The organism is Faecalibacterium sp. AF27-11BH (assembly GCF_003603005.1).
In the GTDB taxonomy this organism is placed as follows: domain Bacteria; phylum Bacillota; class Clostridia; order Oscillospirales; family Ruminococcaceae; genus Faecalibacterium; species Faecalibacterium taiwanense.
Window position 1 is genome coordinate 451,162 of the sequence record NZ_QVGS01000001.1, and the last position, 16,340, is coordinate 467,501.

15 protein-coding genes are annotated in these 16,340 nt (G+C 61.5%); 11 read left to right on the plus strand and 4 right to left on the minus strand.

All coding sequences use genetic code 11. From position 1 onward, the window contains the following. Positions 1–20: 20 nt before the first annotated feature. The 6 genes from DWY76_RS02055 (at position 21) to hslO (ending at position 7,515) form a co-directional block, all read left to right on the plus strand. Complete coding sequence (locus DWY76_RS02055) at positions 21–1,916, plus strand: ABC-F family ATP-binding cassette domain-containing protein (RefSeq protein ID WP_005940348.1); 1,896 nt, start codon at positions 21–23, stop codon at positions 1,914–1,916. A gap of 13 nt (positions 1,917–1,929) precedes the next feature. Then, a complete protein-coding gene (locus tag DWY76_RS02060; protein ID WP_097774873.1) occupies positions 1,930–2,475 on the plus strand; it encodes a Gx transporter family protein in 546 nt (181 codons plus the stop codon). A gap of 141 nt (positions 2,476–2,616) precedes the next feature. Next, on the plus strand, positions 2,617–5,076 hold the full coding sequence (gene lon / locus DWY76_RS02065) for an endopeptidase La (RefSeq protein ID WP_005940355.1): 2,460 nt from the start codon (positions 2,617–2,619) through the stop codon (positions 5,074–5,076). A gap of 170 nt (positions 5,077–5,246) precedes the next feature. Next, positions 5,247–5,846: a ribosome biogenesis GTP-binding protein YihA/YsxC gene (yihA, locus tag DWY76_RS02070; RefSeq protein WP_005940358.1), complete on the plus strand. Its 600-nt coding sequence runs from the start codon at positions 5,247–5,249 to the stop codon at positions 5,844–5,846. A 3-nt stretch (positions 5,847–5,849) separates the two neighbouring features. Further along, positions 5,850–6,599: a class I SAM-dependent methyltransferase gene (locus DWY76_RS02075; protein ID WP_120079559.1), complete on the plus strand. Its 750-nt coding sequence runs from the start codon at positions 5,850–5,852 to the stop codon at positions 6,597–6,599. Between the two features lie 4 nt (positions 6,600–6,603). Then, on the plus strand, positions 6,604–7,515 hold the full coding sequence (gene hslO / locus DWY76_RS02080; protein ID WP_120079561.1) for an Hsp33 family molecular chaperone HslO: 912 nt from the start codon (positions 6,604–6,606) through the stop codon (positions 7,513–7,515). 407 nt (positions 7,516–7,922) lie between these two features. Here the strand turns inward: hslO and DWY76_RS02090 are convergent, their stop codons facing one another. Then, a complete protein-coding gene (locus DWY76_RS02090) occupies positions 7,923–9,065 on the minus strand; it encodes a sporulation protein YqfD (RefSeq protein WP_120079565.1) in 1,143 nt (380 codons plus the stop codon). Positions 9,066–9,074: 9 nt separating this feature from the next. After that, on the minus strand, positions 9,075–9,362 hold the full coding sequence (locus tag DWY76_RS02095; RefSeq protein ID WP_242702835.1) for a YabP/YqfC family sporulation protein: 288 nt from the start codon (positions 9,360–9,362) through the stop codon (positions 9,075–9,077). A gap of 72 nt (positions 9,363–9,434) precedes the next feature. Here DWY76_RS02095 and DWY76_RS02100 point away from each other — a divergent pair, with 72 nt between their 5' ends. Further along, positions 9,435–10,475 carry a hypothetical protein gene (locus tag DWY76_RS02100; protein ID WP_097774879.1) on the plus strand — a complete coding sequence of 347 codons (1,041 nt, stop codon included), beginning with the start codon at positions 9,435–9,437 and terminating at the stop codon, positions 10,473–10,475. Positions 10,476–10,838: 363 nt separating this feature from the next. Here the strand turns inward: DWY76_RS02100 and DWY76_RS02105 are convergent, their stop codons facing one another. After that, positions 10,839–12,197 (minus strand): AAA family ATPase, encoded by a 1,359-nt coding sequence (locus DWY76_RS02105; protein WP_120079567.1) that lies wholly within the window; start codon positions 12,195–12,197, stop codon positions 10,839–10,841. A gap of 326 nt (positions 12,198–12,523) precedes the next feature. Here DWY76_RS02105 and DWY76_RS02110 point away from each other — a divergent pair, with 326 nt between their 5' ends. From DWY76_RS02110 to DWY76_RS02125, 4 genes are all read left to right on the plus strand, one after another. Beyond that, positions 12,524–12,790 carry an AbrB/MazE/SpoVT family DNA-binding domain-containing protein gene (locus tag DWY76_RS02110; protein ID WP_097774882.1) on the plus strand — a complete coding sequence of 89 codons (267 nt, stop codon included), beginning with the start codon at positions 12,524–12,526 and terminating at the stop codon, positions 12,788–12,790. Further along, positions 12,787–13,053: a type II toxin-antitoxin system mRNA interferase toxin, RelE/StbE family gene (locus DWY76_RS02115; protein ID WP_097774883.1), complete on the plus strand. Its 267-nt coding sequence runs from the start codon at positions 12,787–12,789 to the stop codon at positions 13,051–13,053. The genes DWY76_RS02110 and DWY76_RS02115 overlap by 4 nt, the downstream gene beginning before the upstream one ends. Positions 13,054–13,117: 64 nt before the next feature. Next, positions 13,118–13,411, plus strand: coding sequence for a DUF4160 domain-containing protein (locus DWY76_RS02120; protein WP_242959333.1), 294 nt, complete (start codon positions 13,118–13,120; stop codon positions 13,409–13,411). A 13-nt stretch (positions 13,412–13,424) separates the two neighbouring features. Then, positions 13,425–13,682, plus strand: coding sequence for a DUF2442 domain-containing protein (locus DWY76_RS02125; RefSeq protein WP_097777914.1), 258 nt, complete (start codon positions 13,425–13,427; stop codon positions 13,680–13,682). A 70-nt stretch (positions 13,683–13,752) separates the two neighbouring features. On the opposite strand, the gene DWY76_RS02130 is transcribed toward DWY76_RS02125, so the two are convergent. Continuing rightward, positions 13,753–16,317 carry a heavy metal translocating P-type ATPase gene (locus DWY76_RS02130; protein WP_120079569.1) on the minus strand — a complete coding sequence of 855 codons (2,565 nt, stop codon included), beginning with the start codon at positions 16,315–16,317 and terminating at the stop codon, positions 13,753–13,755. Between the last annotated feature and the right edge of the window lie 23 nt (positions 16,318–16,340).

Below are 16,340 nucleotides of genomic sequence, written 5' to 3' on the forward strand. Positions count from 1 at the left end.
GAGAACGGGATCATAAAACTATGCTGATACATTTGGAAAAACTAGGCAAGAGCTTTGGCGAAAAGATCGTGCTGCACGATGTGACCGCCAGTGTCGAGCGGGAGGACCGCATCGGCATCGTGGGCCAGAACGGCGCGGGCAAGACCACCCTGCTCAAGATTTTGACCGGCGAGTACCAGGACTACGAAGGTGAGTTCAGCGTGACCCACGGCGTGACGCTGGGCTATCTGGAACAGAACGCAAAGCTGGATGCCACGCTGGATCTCTACGGCGAGATGCGCTCCACCTTTGCCCCTGTGCTGGATGCCATGGCCCAGATGCAGGTGCTGGAACGCAAAATGGCCGCGCAGCCGGACGACACGGAGCTGCTGGCCCGGCACGACCAGCTGCAGAACATCGTGGATGCCGCCGACGGCTACAACATGGATGTGAACATCAAAAAGGTGCTGTCCGGCATGGGCTTTGCGCAGGATACATGGCAGAAGAACATTGCGGTGCTCTCCGGCGGCGAGCTGACGAGGCTGCGGCTGGCAAAGCTGCTGCTGGAAAAGCCGGACGTGCTCATTCTGGACGAGCCCACCAACCATCTGGACTTTGCCACCATGGAATGGCTGGAAAACTACCTCAAAAGCTATTCCGGTGCGGTGCTGGTGGTCAGCCACGACCGCTACTTCCTCGATAACGTGTGTACGAAGATCTGGGAGGTCTCCTTCCAGACCATGACCACCTACAAGGGCAACTTCTCGGCCTACCTGCCCCAGAAGGAAGCCGCCGACGCCCTGCGCCAGAAGCAGCACGATGCAGATGTGGCACTGGCCGAAAAGCTGCAGGACTACGTGGACCGCAACCTTGTGCGCGCTTCCACCACCAAAATGGCCCAGAGCCGCCGCAAGCAGCTGGAAAAGCTGGAGATCACCGAAGCGCCCAAGGACGAGACCAACCAGCTCAAGTTCCGGTTTGAATATGACGTAGAACCGTGGAACGAGCTGGTGCTGCTCAAGAACCTGACCATCAAAATAGGGGAGCGCACCCTGCTGGAACCCTTTACCTACACGGTGTGCCGCGGCCAGCGGCTGGTGATCGCAGGCCCCAACGGCGCGGGCAAGTCCACCCTGATGCAGGTGCTGGACGGCAAGCGCCGCCCCTCCGGCGGCATGGTGCGGCTGGGCACCGGCGCACGGCCCAGCATCTTTGCCCAGCAGCAGAACCGTCTGGGGCAGGGCCGGGTCATCGATGTGATCTGGAACAAGTACCCCCGCATGACCGAGCTGGAGGTGCGCAGCCATCTGGCAAAGCTGGGCTTCCGGGGGGAGACGGTGTTCAAGCCCTGCGAGGCGCTTTCCGGCGGCGAGCTGGCACGCCTGCGCTTTGCGGAGATCGTGCTGGAACGGCCCAATCTGCTGTTTCTGGACGAGCCCACCAACCATCTGGACATCTACACCCGCGAAAACCTTACCGAGGCCCTCATGGCCTACACCGGCACGCTGCTGCTGGTCACCCATGACCGCCACCTGATGAACAGTCTGGCCTGTCCTATCCTCTACCTTGAGGACGGCAAGGCCACCCTCTACCCCAGCTACGACGCCCTGATGGGCCGCAACGCCCCGGCCCCTGCCGTGCAGAAGGCCGCCGAACCGGCCAAGACCGGCTACGGCAGGGAGCAGCGCCGCCGCCGCGCCGAGCTGCGCGCCAAGATCAAGGCCTGCGAGGACGAGATGGAAGCCTGCGGTGCACGCGAAGTGGAGCTGGACAACGAGATCAACTCCCCGGAGGTGTACAACGACCCCGACCTGCTGCGCCAGAAGAGCGACGAGCTGAGCGACCTGCGCTTCCATCAGGAAGAGCTGTTTGCCGCGTGGGAAGCTGCCATGGAAGAGCAGGAAAGCTACGAGCAGAGCCAGCAGACCGAAGAGTAAAGGAGGGTGCAGCATGCCCCAAAACAGACGCAGTTACGAAAAAACGCGCCGCATCGCCCTTTCCGGCCTGCTGTTTGCGCTGGCCATGGCGCTTTCGTTCATTGAGGGCACGCTCACCATCCCGGGCCTTTTGCCGGGCATGAAGCTGGGCCTTGCCAACATCGTGGTGATGTACGCGCTGTTTTTCATGGGGCCAAAGCAGGCGCTGGTGCTGGACGTGCTCAAGGCACTGTTCGTGTTTCTGGTGTCCGGCTTCACGGCGGGCTTTCTCTCGCTGTGCGGCGGCTTGCTGTCACTTTTGGTGATGTGGGTGCTGTACTATCTGCTGCCGGTGCGGCCCACCTGGTTCATCCTTTCCGTATGCGGCGCACTGGCCCACAACATCGGCCAGCTGCTGGGTGCAGGCGTGATCATCTCGTCGTCGCTCTCGTTCTACTATGCGCCGGTCATGCTGGTGCTGGGCCTTGTGATGGGCGCACTGACCTCCATCACCCTCAAGGCCCTGCTGCCGGCTCTTGGCAAAATGGGCTTCTCCACGCAGGAAAAGCGGGGAGAATAACCAACCGTCCATGCAGCACAGTTGCATTTTGGCCGGAAATCAGTATAATAAGGAAACAACCTGCTATTTTAAAGATAAAATCTCTTGCATACAGCGCTGCCGCCGTGGGAAAGTGCGCGGCAGCCGGGAGGTGTTTGCACTATGAGTGAAAAAGTTACCATCAAGGTGGAGCGCAAAAAGCTGCATCTGCCCACCATCGCCCTGCGCGGGCTGGTGGTGTTCCCCAACAATCTCGTCCACTTTGAGGTGGGCCGCGAAAAGAGCATTGCCGCCGTGGAGTGGGCAATGGCAAATAATTCCAACGTGTTTCTGGTGGCACAGAAGTCCATGGACACCACCGAGCCGCAGCAGGCAGACCTGTTCAGCTACGGCGTGGTGGCCGAGGTCAAGCAGGTGCTGCGCGTCTCCGGGGACCTTGTAAAGGTCCTGGTGGAGGGCAAGTACCGCGCAAAGCTCAGTGCACTGGATGCCAGCGGCGATTTTCTGCTTTCGGAGGTGCGCCCGGCCCCGGTGCGCGCAGGCAAGGCTGACGATGCCGTGGAGACCGAAGCGCTGCTGCGCGCCCTCAAGGCCGGGTTTGACGAGTACCTTGGCATGAACCCGCGCCTTGGCAAGGACGTGGTGTTTGCCATCGTTTCCAGCGACGACCCCGCCTTCCTCAGCGAGTACATGCCCGCAAACCTGCTGTTCCGCTACGAGGACAAGCAGGCTGTGATGGACGAGGGCACCCTGAACGGACGGCTGAAAAAGCTCATCGAGATGCTGCGCCGTGAGTGTCAGGTGATGAAAATTGAAAAGGAGATCGCGGAAAAGGTCAACGAGTCCATGGACAAGAACCAGCGCGATTACTACCTGCACGAACAGCTGCACATCATCAGCGACGAGCTGGGCGAGGGCGATGACACCCACGCCGAGGCCGACGAGTACCGCCGCAGGATCACCGGGCTGCACCTTGCCGAGGACAGCGAGAAGAAGCTGCTCAAGGAGGTGGACCGCCTTGCCAAGATGCAGGGCTCCAATCAGGAGGCAACGGTCATCCGCACCTATCTGGACACCTGCCTTGACCTGCCGTGGAACACCTTTACGGTGGACGACCTTGATATCAGCCGCGCACAGCAGATTCTGGACCGCGACCACTACGGCCTGAAAAAGGTGAAGGACCGCATTCTGGAAACGCTGGCCGTGCGCAAGCTGGCACCGGACGTGAAGGCACAGATCATCTGCCTTGTAGGCCCTCCGGGCGTGGGCAAGACCAGTATTGCACGCTCCATCGCCGAAAGTCTGGGCCGCAAGTATGTGCGCATCAGCCTTGGCGGCGTGCGGGATGAAGCCGAGATCCGCGGCCACCGCCGCACCTACATCGGCGCGATGCCCGGCAAGATCATCACTGCCATGATCTCTGCCAAGAGCGCGAACCCCCTCATGCTGCTGGACGAGATCGACAAGCTGGCAGGCGACTTCCGCGGCGACCCGGCCGCAGCCCTGCTGGAAGCGCTGGACCCGGAGCAGAACAGCACCTTCAACGATCATTTCATCGATATCCCGTTCGATTTGAGCCATGTGCTCTTTATCACCACCGCCAACGATCTGGGCAGCATCCCCGGCCCGCTGCGTGACCGCATGGACGTGATCGAGCTGCCCAGCTACACCCGCGTGGAAAAATACAACATTGCCCGCAAGCACCTGCTGCCCAAGCAGCTCAAGGCCTGCGGCCTGACCGGCAAGGTCACGCTGAGCCAGAGCGCGCTGTACGGCATCATCGACGGCTACACCCGCGAGGCCGGTGTGCGCAATCTGGAACGCACCATCACCAGCGTGCTGCGCAAGTGCGCCCGCAAGATCGCCGCAGGCGAGGTGGAAAGCGTCTCCGTTACCGGCACCATGCTGGAACAGCTGCTTGGCCCCCGCTTTGTCAAGCCCGACTTCCTCAACCGCACCAACGCGGTGGGCATCGCCAACGGTCTGGCATGGACCAGCGTGGGCGGCGAGACCCTGCCCATCGAGGTGCAGGTGATGGACAACGGCAGCGGCAAGATCACCGTCACCGGTTCGCTGGGCGACGTGATGAAGGAGAGCGCTCAGCTGGCCGTTACGTGGGTGCGCGTGCACGCCGCCGAGTACGGCATCGACCCGGAAAAGCTCAAGAAGTGTGACCTGCACATCCACGCCCCGGAGGGCGCAGTGCCCAAGGACGGCCCTTCTGCCGGTGTCACCCTGACCACGGCGCTGGTGTCCTGCCTGTCCGGCATCCCGGTGCGCGGTGATGTGGCCATGACCGGCGAGATCACCCTGCACGGCAACGTGCTGCCCATCGGCGGTCTGCGGGAAAAGAGCATGGCGGCCTACCGCGAGGGCATGAAAACGGTGCTCATCCCCAAGGACAACGAACCCGACCTGTATGAGGTGGACGACGAGGTGAAGAAGAACCTCACCTTCCTGCCCATGCAGAGCCTGACACAGGTGCTGAACGCGGCCCTGCTCAAGCCCCAGAACGCAAAGAAGGCCAAGGCTCCCAGCCGCACCCATGCAAAGAAAAAGGCGGCAGACGCCGCCATCGTGCCGCCCACCGCAGAAAAGCCCCAGCCCGGCGCGGTGTGCTGAGAACAATAGAAACCCTCTCAGTCACGGCTTGCGCCGTGCCAGCTCCCCCGAAGGGGGGAGCTTAAGGGATGTTTTCCACCAGATGAAAGAGCTCCCCCTTCGGGGGAGCTGGCGAGGAACGAAGTGACGAGACTGAGAGGGTTTGACGTACCACAAGAAAGGAAAGCTCCATGAATTACAACAAAGCTGATTTCATTGCCAGCTACGGCATTTCCAGCCAGCTGCCCGAGAGCGACCGCCCGGAGCTGAGCTTTTCGGGGCGGTCCAACGTGGGCAAATCCAGCCTCATCAATAAGCTGTGCAGCCGCAAAAACCTTGCCCGCGTGTCCAGTACGCCGGGCAAAACGGCCACCATCAATTTTTATTCGGTGGACGACTGCTACTTTGTGGACCTGCCCGGCTACGGCTACGCCAAGGTGAGCAACGCCGACCGTGAGCGCTGGGACGACCTCATCAACAGCTACTTTGAAGCACCCCGCCACCACACCCTGCTGGTGCAGCTGCTGGACTGCCGCCACGCCCCCAGCGCCGACGATGAGCAGATGCTGCGCTACCTGCACTATCACCAGATCCCCTACGTGGTGGCCCTGACCAAGGCCGACAAGCTCAAAAAGAGCCAGCTGGCCAAGACGCTGGAAGACTTTGAGAACCTCTGCCGCCCCTATGGCTGCCAGAAGGTGGTGCTGACCAGCGGCGAGAACGGCTACGGCATCCCGGAGCTGCAGGCGGTGCTCAATGCCGCTGTGGCCGGGGAACAGGAAGCGGAGTAAACCATGGCCTACAACGAATTTGCCTATTTCTACGATGAATTCAACGGCGAGGCCGATTACGATGCCCTGTATGCCCACATCCATGCAAAGCTCAAGGAGCACGGCATCCAGGACGGCATCCTTGCCGACCTTGGCTGCGGCACCGGTGAGCTGACGTTGATGCTCACGCAGGCGGGCTATGATATGATCGGCATTGACCAGTCCGAGGAGATGCTCTGCGTTGTGCGCGATAAGGCCGAACAGCTGGGCCTTTCCGGCAGGCTGCTGCTGCTCCGGCAGGACCTGTTAAAGCTGGATCTGTACGGCACCATCCGGGGCGCGGTGTCCACCTTTGACACCTTCAACCACATCCCGGATCTGGACACCGCCATTGCCAACGCGGGCTTTTTCATGGAGAAGGGCGGGGTGTTCCTGTTCGATATGAACACGCCCTACAAGCACCGGAACGTGCTGGGCGACAACGCGTTCACCTTTGAGGAAGAGGATGCCGCCTGTGTGTGGCGCAACCACTACGATGCCGCCAACCGCCGCGTGGAGATCACCGTGGACATCGACTACCACGAGACCGGCGAGCACTTCCACGAGCAGTTCTGCGAGTACACCTATGACCTTGACACCATCCGCACCGCGCTGGAAAAGCACGGCTTTGCGCTGGAACGCGTCTGCGACGGCGAGACCTTCGGCCCGCTGACCGAGGACAGCCAGCGCTATTTCTTCTGCGCAGTCAAGCAGTATACACAATTGGAGGGATAACTTTATGGCAAATCTGATCCGCGGCCTGTCGGAGAACGGCGGGGTCGTGTTCTGCGGCGTGGATTCCACCCAGATCGTCCGCAAGGCTGAAAAGCTGCACACCACCAGCGCCACCTGCAGCGCGGCACTGGGCCGTCTGCTCACCGGCGCGGCCCTGATGGGCTCCATGCTCAAGGACGACCGTGACCAGATCACCCTGCGTGTGTCCGGCGGCGGCCCGGCGGGCGTGGTCATTGCCTGCACCGACGGCACCGGCAACGTGAAGGGCTGCATCGATCACCCCTTGGTAGAGCTGCCCGCAAAGCCGAACGGCCACCTGGATGTGGGCGGCGCTGTGGGCAAAGACGGTGTGCTCACCGTCATCCGGGATAACAGCCTGCAAAAGGAGCCTACCGTGGGGCAGGTGCCGCTGGTCTCCGGCGAGATCGCCGAGGACCTGACCGCCTACTACGCCTACAGCGAGCAGGTGCCCACCGTCATGGCGCTGGGCGTGCTGGTGGACAAGGACCTGTCCATCCTGTGCGCAGGCGGCTTTATGGTGCAGTTGCTGCCCGGTGCCACCGATGCGGAGATCGATCAGCTGGAAAAGAACATCGCGGCCATGCCGTCCGTCACCACCCTGCTGCACGAAGGCAAGACCCCCGAGGACATGATGCAGCTGGCGCTGGCGGGCTTTGGCCCCAACGTGCTGGACGAGCGCGATGTGCACTACCAGTGCGACTGCAGCGCCGAGCGCACCAAGGAAATGCTGTTCAGCCTTGGCCGCAAGGAGCTGGTGAGGATGCGCGACGAGGACCCCGCCTGCGAGGTGGTGTGCCACTTCTGCCACAGCAAGTACCAGTACGACCTCAACGACCTGCTTGCCGAGTACGACGCGCAGGCAGCGGAACGTGCCGCTGCAGAGCAGGGGACTTGACAAACCGCTAAAAAACAACTATACTGCAAATAGAAAAGGCGCTGTCCGCAATGGTCAGCTTCCCTTCGGCTAAGGAGTCAATAAGAATGACCGCTCAGGTTTGGGAGTCTGGGGCGGTCATTTCTTATTGTTATGGATCTCTTTGAAGATTGCCCATGCGATCTGAAATGTAATTCCAACTGTGCCGCCAACAATGACGAACAGCTGCAGAACATCGTTCAACACCATGATGCATCCCCCCTTCCGCATTTGCGAACGGGGGAACAAACAATAAGCTTTTACGTCCCCCGGACGCTTGCCGGAGGGAAGCATGACCACCTGCGCTTGCAGACAGCACCTAATCACCGCCTTTTCAGGCGGTATTTTTAGTTTAACATACTTTTTGGCGAATTACAACGGGAATCCTTTCACCCGCAGATGTCCGCTGCCACGGTGTAGGTGACGGTATAGTCCAGTACATTGCCGTTCACGGTGCAGTCCTCTTTGCGGGCGATGCGCTCCGCGTCCGGCCATGCGGCGTACAGCGTCTGCAGGCTCTGCAGCCGGGCCAGCGCGGCGGCCTGCGCTTCGGTGCGGTGCAGCGTTTCCGGCTGCTGCACATAGCGGCAGGTCTCCTCCACAGAGCAGGGCAGGGCAAGGCCCAGCAGCGGCACCTCCGGCTGAAAGTGCCGGAGGATCACCGCCGCATGTTCCGGCGCAGGCGCGGCGGGCAGGGGAAAGGTGTGCCCGAACGCTGTCACCCGGTATGCGCGGGTGCACGCGCCGGTGTACTGCTGCACCGTCTCTTCCAAGGGCACGGTGCGGGTGTCGCTCCACTCAAACTGCGCAATCACCGTTCCGGCGGCGGGCGCAAAGATCAGGGTGCCGTCCCGCTCGGCGCGGGCTGTGCCAATGAGGCCCTGCCCGGCTTCCACCTGCTGGCCCGGCTGCACCAGCATGGTGCCGCTGGTAAGGTTCGTGCGCAGAACAGTGCCGCTGCATTTTGCCCGGATGCCATGCAGCGTTCCGGCGGCAATGTCCGGCTTGGGCCTGGCCGCGGCGGCTTCCACCACCAGCCGCCCTTTGGCAAAATTCAGGCTGGCCCAGGAGAACTCGCCGCTGTGCAAAAGGGCGTACTCCCCGGCGGTGAGCTTTGCCTCGGTCACAGCCGCACCGGGCTGCAGGCCCGCTTCCCGCAGGACGGCGCAGGCCCGCGCAGCCTGTCCGGTGGTGAGGGAAGAGGTGTCCGCATACCAGACGAACTGCTGTGCAAAGAGCAGCAGCGGCACAAACACCGTCAGCCCCGCCCAAAGCCCGGCCCGGCGCAGCAAGGGGCGCAGGCAGAAATACAGCCCCAGCTTCCGGCGGATGCGCAGCCGCACCCGGTGCTTGCGGGCCAGCGCGGCAAGGCGCGGGTACTGCCACGCGGCGCACCGCCCGCCAAACCCTCCCGGCAGGGCCGTTACCCCGTAGGGATGCAGCCCGGCCCGGGCGGCAGCGGTAAGCAGGGCTTCGGTGCTGCCATTGCATGCGGTGAACTCCACCGCGGCCCAAAGGCTTACCGGTTCCATGGGCACCTCCTAGTCATCCGCAAAGTCCGTGCGCACGAACCGCCCCCGCAGGGTCAGGCGGCTGGCGGTAAGGGTGACGATCTTCAGCCCGTCGCCGTAGATGGTCAACCGGCCATGGGGCATCTGCAGGCACAGCCGGTCGGGGCTGTAGGTCAGGATGCGGCAAAAGTGCTCCACCTCCATGCGGCCCCCGCTCAGGTAGACGGCAGGGGCGTGGTAAAAGCCCTGCGGCGGCTGACGGAACAGCAGGGCCAGCCAGCTTTGCAGCAAAAGCCGCTTTTTGCGCTTGGCACACATCCCATTCCCTCCCATCCCGCAGTTCTGCCCGCGGCGCGCTGCTACATATATATGGATGCGGAGGGCTGAGTTATGAATCGAAGCTGGAATTTCCGGCGGGGCGTGCTGCTGGCGCTGGCAGGGTACACGGCGTTTCTGGTGTTTGCCGCGCCGCAGCGCTGTGCCGATGCCCTGCAGGCGGGGCTGCGGCTGTGCGGCGGGCCGCTGCTGGTATCGCTGTTTCCGTTCCTCATCGTATCGGCGCTGGCGGCAGGCTGCGGGGCCGGGCAGTGGCTGGGCTTTGTGTTCCGGCCTGCGGCGCGGCTCATGGGCATCCGGGCAAAGGGTGCGGGCGGCGTGCTGCTCATTGGGGCCTTGGGGGGCTTTGCACCGGCGGCGGTGGCTGCGTCCGAAGCCGTGCGCACCGGTCAGCTCACCTCCCGGCAGGCCTCGGCGCTGCTGCCCGCCTGTGTGTGCAGCGGGCCGTCCTTTGTCATCCTCACGGTAGGGCAGCAGATGCTGGGCAGCCGCGCGGTGGGGGTGCGGCTGTTTGCGGCCCAGTTGCTGGCGGGATACCTCACGGCGGCACTGCTGTGCCGGATGCAGGGCGGGGCCGGGCAGGCTCCACCCGCGCAGGGGGAAACCATTCCGCTGCCCGCACTGGACGCGGTGATCGCGCAGGCGGCAGTGACCTACCTGAAGCTCTGCGGCTTTGTGCTGTACTTCCGGCTGCTGGCGGCAGGGTGCGGGGCATTGCTGCCACAGCCGTGGGCGGCGCTGCCCGCCATGCTGCTGGAAGTGTGTTCCGGCTGCGATCAGGCCGCCCGCACCGGGCTGTGGGCCAGCACGCTGTGCTGTGCGGCGCTCAGTGTGCAGGGGGTGTCGGTGCTTTTGCAGGTGCGCACCATCTGCCCGGCCGAGATCTCGCTGCGGCCTTTGCTGGCAGCGCGGGCGGTGCATCTGCCGCTTTCGGTGGCGCTGTTCTGGCTGGGCAGCACCGTGCCGGTGCAGGCCGTGCAGACCTTTACCACCCTGACCGAACGGGTGGTGGTGCTGCGCCGTGTCCCGCTGGACTGCGCCCTGCTGGCCTTTGCCGTGTGCTGCATCACGGTGGAGGAGCTGGCGAGGAGTTAAGGTGCGGGCTGGGCTGTGGGCTGGGAGTTTCTCCAGCGAATGTCCGGGAAGTGGGGCCCCGTGCGTAAGCACAGGGGCGGAACCGTGGGTTCCGGGCTGTTCGCGGAGAAAGCTGCCAGCACGCAGCCTGCGGTTTCAGGGAACTTTATCAGGTGCTACTGTAGGAGCGTTATCTGAGTAAGTTTGAACTTTTAAACGATACAACGATTGAAAAGTAACTTTGTCAAGGTGAGAAAGTTCCATTGTTCTGAGAAAGTTCCATTGTTCTGAGAAAGTTCCATTGTTCTGAGAAAGTTCCAACTTTGTCAAATATCCGAACTTTGTCAAGCTGACAAACATCAAATTTATAACGTAGATAAGTATTTAAAATGGAACTTTGTCAGATGTTTCTCCACAGTAGCAGGTATACCAGCGATTCCTGCCATCTTTTCCACGTATCGCTTGCTTTGCGATTTGGCTGGACTTCGTGAGGTCACTGTACACACGGTTGTATGTACTGTCACTGCACCCGATCTCCCGCAGGACGGCGGCGCGCAGCTCGTTGCTGGGCATCGACCCAAGGCGGCTCTCGGACAGAACGTTCAGGATGGCGCTGCGGGTGTCCTGCCGGGTCTCCGCCGTGCGCACCCGCCGCTCCTCAATGAAGTCGGCATCCTTCTTGTCGGTGTAGCCGTCAAACACGGCCCGCGCGGTCTTTACGCCCTCCACCTCCACATCGTCGATGTGCAGCAGCACCGTCTGCTGGGGGCGGGCGTAGCTGTTTTTCTCGTGGCTGAGATAAATTTTGCCGTCGTTCTTGGCGCGGCCCATCATCAGCACGCTGCGGGCCATGTCCCAGATATCCGAGCTGTCGGCCAGACGTGCGCGGCCGGAAACGCCCTGCTTTTTGTTGGAGTGCATCACGATGAGCACCGCGCAGCCCTGCTTTGCGGCAATGGCGCGCAGCGGCAGCAGGGCACCGCGCATCTGGTTGCGGCTTGCCATCTCCACATCGGAGGGCAGAAAGCTCTGCAGCGGGTCCACGATGAGCAGCAGCGGCCCGGCCTTGGCGGCAAAATCCGCCAGTGCCTGATCCTTGAGGGTAAGGGGCTGGCCGGTCTTGCCAAAGTAGTCGTCGGCGGTCAGCACCAGCACCCGGTTCATGTCGGCCCCGGCCGCCAGCAGACGGGCCTTGAGCACCTTGCCGGGGTCGTCCTCGCCCGCAAGCAGCAGCACCTTGCCGGTCTGCTGCGGCGGCAGCGGAAAAAAGCCGGAGGTCTTGCCCGCCGTCACATAGGCAATGAGCTGTGCCTGCCAGATGCCCTTGCCGGTGCCGCCGTCGGCACCCAGCAGCGACACTTCGCCCAGCGGCAGCAGCTGCGGCACCAGCCACGCCACGCTCTGCATGGGCACATCGGCCAGCAGGCCGGGCTGCGCCGCGCTGCCCTCCAGCGCAAGCTTGCGCTGCTTTGCGTCCGCGTTCACGGCTGCCATAAAGGCTGCGGGGTCGGCCTGCCACGCCTGCTTGCAGGTGTTGAGCCATTGATCGATCTTGTAATTGACGGCGGGCAGCTGCATGCTGCAGGCTGCGCCGCGCACGTCGTCCAGCAGGTCTTCCCGTGCAGCCGGGTCGGTCTGGTGGAACATTACCGCAAAGGTCAGGCGGCTGAACAGCTGCTGCTCGGTCCTGCAGGCGTCCAGCATGTTCAGAAAGTCTGTGCGGTCCTGAATGGATACTCCCAAAATACATTTCTCCTTTCGCTGTGGTTTATAACTGGAAGCAAAACCAAATGTTGTTGCTATAAGTATAACTCTGAAAAAACAACGTGTCAACAAATAGTTTTTGCGCAAAAAGCCACAGCTTCCGGGGTGAAAATGCACAGGAAAATGGGGAAAGAAAAAGAGAAGGCGGGCACCTTCTCTTGACAAAACGGCCTTTCTGACGAAATACAATAAGAACCCACAGAAACGACGCTTTGTAAAATTTTATGGTGCATGGTTGCTTTTTGAAAAAAGCAGAGTATAATAAAAGTGAGAAAGTAAGAAAATCGCACAAAGGAGGATGAAGGATGCTGACGGAATTGAGGACAAAATCCCAGATCACCATTCCAAAGGATATTGTAATGAAGATGGGCCTGCGTGAGGGCGACAAGCTGGAGATCGTGGAGAAGGATGGCGTGATCGAGCTGATGCCGGTAGCCGTTTACCCCAAAAAGTATCTGGACGAGCTGCGCAGCGAGATCAACGAAGCAAAGGCCAAAATTGCGGCAGGGGAGCAGCCGGTGTTCGACACGGTGGACGCACTGTTTGAAGCGCTGGACGGTGCGGACGAATGAATTACAAGATCACCTACACCAAACGATTCATAAAGAACCTGAAGCGTTTGAACGCAGCGGAGCGGGCGCAGCTGAAAAAGAAGCTGGAAATTCTGGAAATGGACCCGCTGTATCCGTCGCTGCGCACAAAGCGTATTCAAGGCACGGTAGACTTGTTCGAGTTCAGCGTAAACATGGATGTGCGGGTCATCTGGCAGTACGACGGTGATACGATCATTCTGCTGTTGGACATTGGACACCATGATATTCTGAATCAATTTTAAAAGCCTGTAAACACGATAAAAAGGCCGTTGATGCGCCTTGAAAACCTGATTGCTGTATGTTAAAATGACACTGAGAAGGGAAGTGGTGCAATTGCCGGTACTGAGCATTTTTTACGGCATCATTGTCAGAATGTACCGCGAACAGGGTGGAAAGCATAATATGCCGCATATCCACGCAGAATATTCCGGTGAAGAGATCGTGGTTGCGCTGGACGGTACGGTTCTGGAAGGCAGCTTTCCGAAGAACAAGCTGAAACTGCTGGAGGCATGGATCGTGATCCATCATGAGGATCTGGAAGCCAACTGGAAGCTGCTGAGCAATGGTGAACAATTCTTCCGCATCGACCCGCTGAAGTAAGGAGTGATTCTGGATGTTACAGCCGAAGCTGACAAAGGTGGAACCCGTAAAACCGCTGAAGCTCTGCCTTTATTATGAGACGGGTGAGGTAAAGCTGTTCGATGCAGCCCCTTATGCCACCGGCTCGTGGTACGGCAGGCTGCAGGATGAGCGTTACTTTGCTACCGTGCATCTGCTGCCGGGCGGTATTGGCATCGAGTGGGAAGAGGGGCAGGATATCGCCCCGCATGAGCTGTACGAAAACAGCGTTCCTGTGAAGAAAACAGCATAACCCAATGCAAAAGGCCGCTGCGTTCACATGCAGCGGCCTTTCCATTTGATGGGGAGTATTCAGCGGCGGTTTACTGGATGCCGGTCACAGGATAGTCCTGATCCTCAACGGCCTTCTTCAGCACGTCGTCGGCAACCTCGGCGTTCAGGGTGACGATGGCGGTGCCGGCCTCGTGGCTCACCACGGCCTCGTCCACCTCGGGCAGGGCTTCCAGAGCCTTCTTCACGCGGGCTTCGCAGTGGCCGCACATCATGCCTTCCACCTTCAGGGTCTTTTTCATAGCAGTATCCTCCTTGGTACTCTCTTTATTTGCAACCGCTGCGGGCTGTGCGGAGACAGCGGGCAGGGAAGCAGCATTTTTTGCCGCACGATCGTGCTTTGTGCTGTGCACGTCGAACAGGTTCAGGCGCAGGGCGTTGCTTACCACGCAGAAGCTGGAAAGGCTCATGGCAGCAGCACCGAACATGGGGTTCAGCGTCAGGCCGAAGGGGATGAACACGCCTGCGGCCAGCGGGATGCCGATGATGTTGTAGATGAACGCCCAGAACAGGTTTTCGTGGATGTTGCGCAGGGCAGCGCGGCTCAGGCGGACGGCGGCGGGCACGTCCGACAGCTTGGAGTTCATCAGCACCACGTCCGCCGCGTCGATGGCAACGTCGGTGCCTGCGCCGATGGCGATGCCGGTGTCGGCACGGGTCAGGGCCGGGGCATCGTTGATGCCGTCGCCCACCATGGCCACCTTGCCGGATGCCTGCAGCTGGCGAATGACCGCTTCCTTGCCGTCGGGCAGCACGCCTGCGATCACCTCGTCCACACCGGCCTGCCTGCCAATGGCAGCAGCGGTGCGCTGGTTGTCACCGGTGAGCATGACCACGCGGATGCCCATGGCCTGCAGCTCCCGGATGGCGCGGGGGCTGTCCTCCTTGATAGTATCGGCCACCGCGATGATGCCCAACAGACGGCCTGCTCCGCCGAAGAACAGGGGCGTTTTGCCCTGTGCGGAAAGGGCTGCGGCCTTCTCCTGCAGCTGTGCAGGCACGGTGACTTTGGTGCCGATAAAGGACGCATTGCCGCCAAAGATCTCCACGCCGTCCAGCTTTGCGGCCAGACCGTTGCCCGGCAGGGCGGCAAAGCCGGATACCTCGGGGGCGGTGAGCTTCTGCGCGTCGGTGCAGGCCAGCACGGCCTTTGCCAGCGGGTGCTCGCTCTTGCGCTCCAGTGCGGCGGCAAGGGTGAGCAGCTCCGCCTCGGAAACGCCCTCGGCGGGCAGAATGTCGGTCACTTTTGGTTCACCGCTGGTGATGGTGCCGGTCTTATCCAGCGCCACGATCTGGGTGCGGCCTGCAGCTTCCAGCGAAGCGGCGGTCTTGAACAGGATGCCGTTCTTTGCACCCAGACCGTTGCCCACCATGATGGCCACCGGCGTTGCCAGACCCAGCGCACAGGGGCAGCTGATGACCAGCACGGAGATGCCGCGGGCCAGCGCATAGCCCAGCTCCCGGCCCAGCAGCAGCCACACGATGGTGGTGACCACCGCAATGGTAATGACCGCAGGCACGAAGAAACCGGACACCGTATCGGCGATTTTTGCAATGGGAGCCTTGGTGGCGGCGGCATCGCTGACCATCCGGATGATCTGGGCAAGGGTGGTGTCCTCGCCCACGCGGGTGGCCCGGCACTGCAGGAAACCGGACTGGTTGGTGGTGGCAGCGCTCACCTTGTCGCCCGCAGCCTTGTCCACGGGGATGCTCTCGCCGGTCAGGGCGCTCTCGTTCACGGCGCTGGTGCCTTCCAGCACGATGCCGTCCACGGGGATGTTCTCGCCCGGGCGCACCACAAAAATATCCCCCTTCTGCACCTGCTCGATGGGCACGGTCACTTCGGCACCGTCCCGCAGCAGGGTGGCGGTCTTGGGGGCAAGCTTCATCAGGCTCTTGAGCGCGTCGGTGGTCTTGCCCTTGGAGCGGGCCTCCAGCATCTTGCCCACCGTGATGAGGGTCAAGATCATGGCAGCGGACTCGAAGTAGAACTCCATCATATAATGCATGACCAGCTCGCTGTTGCCGTCCATCTGCGCGCGGGTCATGGCGAACAGGGCGTAGGTGCTCCACACAAAGCTTGCCATGGAACCCATGGCCACCAGCGTGTCCATGTTGGGTGAGCCGTGGAGGAGGCCCTTGAAGCCGTTGATGAAGAACTTCTGGTTGATGACCATGACGATGCCCGCCAGTAGCAGCTGCACAAGGCCCATGGCGATGTGGTTGCCGTCGAACCAGCGGGGCAGGGGCCAGCCCCACATCATGTGGCCCATGGAGAAGTACATCAGCACCAGCAGAAAGCCCAGCGACGCAATGAGCCGCCGCTTGAGCTTGGGGGTCTCGTGGTCGGCCAGCGCGTCAAGGTCGGCGCTGGTGGAGCTGGCAGCCGCCGCGCCCGCACGCTTGGGGCTGGCACCGTAACCGGCATCCTGCACGGCCTTGATGATCTCGGCAGAGCTGGCGGTGCCCTCCACGCCCATGGAGTTGGTCAGCAGGCTCACCGAACAGCTGGCAACGCCGGGCACCTTGCTCACGGCCTTCTCCACCCGGGCGGAGCAGGCTGCGCAGCTCATGCCGGTAACGTTGTATTGTTCCATAAAATATCACTCCTACGTTGAGT